Annotated in this window: 3 protein-coding genes; 2 read left to right on the top strand and 1 reads right to left on the bottom strand. The window is 63.1% G+C overall.

Annotated features, from left to right (window positions below):
* On the top strand, positions 1-270 hold a 270-nt coding region (locus tag A2I95_RS36605; protein WP_291737397.1), incomplete at its 5' end, for an ATP-binding domain-containing protein.
* Positions 267-1,004: an SDR family oxidoreductase gene (locus A2I95_RS36600; RefSeq protein WP_291737396.1), complete on the top strand. Its 738-nt coding sequence runs from the start codon at positions 267-269 to the stop codon at positions 1,002-1,004. The genes A2I95_RS36605 and A2I95_RS36600, both read left to right, overlap by 4 nt.
* Before the next feature lie 177 nt (positions 1,005-1,181).
* Here the strand turns inward: A2I95_RS36600 and A2I95_RS36595 are convergent.
* On the bottom strand, positions 1,182-1,586 hold a 405-nt coding region (locus tag A2I95_RS36595; protein WP_291737395.1), incomplete at its 5' end, for a TIGR02186 family protein.

The following is a 1,586-nucleotide window of genomic DNA, read 5'->3' as shown; positions in this document are numbered from 1 at the left end:
ACCATACACAAGGCGCAAGGCTCGCAATGGGACACTACCCAGGTGTTTGCTCCGGATATCTATGCCGCCGCCCGCATGGGCCGGGTCGAGGCAGGCCAGCCGCTGTGGAAGCGCCTCGCCTATGTTGCGATCACCCGGGCGCAGGAGCGGCTGATCTGGGTGGTGCGCAACCGATTGGCCAAACCGTCGGGCCCATTGCAGGTGGATGACCTGAAGGCGGTGCCAGCCGCCGCGCTGACGCTGGAAACGCAGGAGAATACCCCGGCATGAGCAAGTCCATCCTGATCACCGGCGCCAGCTCAGGCATCGGCCGCGCCGTGGCTGAATTGTTCCTCGCCGAAGGCTGGCAGGCTGGTCTGATTGCACGGCGGGCGGACAAGCTGCAGGAGGTGGCGCAGGGCCACTCAGGCGCCCATGTGCTGCCTGCCGATGTCACTGACCCGGCGGCTGTGGATCATGCGGTGAACAGCTTTGCCATGGCGGCGGGGCGGCTGGATGTTCTGTTCAACAACGCAGGCATTTTCACCCCGTCCGGCACCATTGATGAAATCCCGTTGGAAGATTGGTTTGCCTCCGTCAATGTGAATCTCACCGGCATGTACCTGACGGCCCGTGCGGCCTTCCGCCAGATGCGGCAGCAATCGCCGCAGGGCGGCCGGATCATCAACAACGGCTCAATCGCCGCCCATGTGCCGCGGCCCCATTCGGCGCCTTATGCGGCCACCAAGGCAGCGATCACCGGCCTCACCAAAAGCCTGTCGCTGGATGGGCGCCCTTTTGATATCGCCTGCGGACAGATCGACATCGGCAACACCCGGACCCCGATGGTCGAAGACCTGAGCCAGCGCCACGCCGACGCCAACCCTGGTGCCGAACCGATGCATACATTTGCGGTGAAGGATGCAGCAAAATCAGTGCTGCATATGGCGAATCTGCCGCTGGAGGCAAATGTTCAGTTCATGACGGTGATGGCGACCAAGATGCCCTATATCGGCCGCGGCTGAACTCTCCCGCCCGTCACCGGCGCATTAGATATGCACCGCTCCCGTTGGGCGTGGCGCTGCGCTGGCGCGCAGCGCGCCTCCGGCGGGAGTATTTTCGCAAAGGAGAAACAGGGGTTTCATCTTTCCCAAATACTCCGGGGTGAATTGGCCGCGAGGCCAAGAGGGGCAGCGCCCCTTTTACCGGTTCCGAAGCAGGCTGAAGGCCGCTGAGGCGCCCCAGCCGGAGGCAATTGCAATGGCCAGTGCCATCAGGCCATAAAGAAACGGCTGCTCGCGGGACATCGAAAACAGGAACCGTTCCAGCCCCACTTTGCGCACATCGATTGTGGTCTCGTAACTGGAGACAACCTCGCCGCCGCGGGTCAGAAAGATGCGGGTCTGGTAGTCGCCCTCAGTCAGGTCCGCCGGCATCTCGATGGCGGTGCGGAACAGGGTCTGCTCATCCACTGCGACAGTGTTTTCCCGCAGCGAATAGAGCCCGTTGTCCTCGCGGATGCGCACCACCGCGTCAGCAAAGGATTGGGCGCCGCGGATGTGCATCGCCGCACCGACCGAACGGATAGCCCGTTCGATGGACACCCG

Source organism: Leisingera sp. F5, assembly GCF_001593695.1.
Note: the sequence above shows the minus strand (reverse complement) of the source record. Positions and strands in the feature narration are given on the sequence as shown.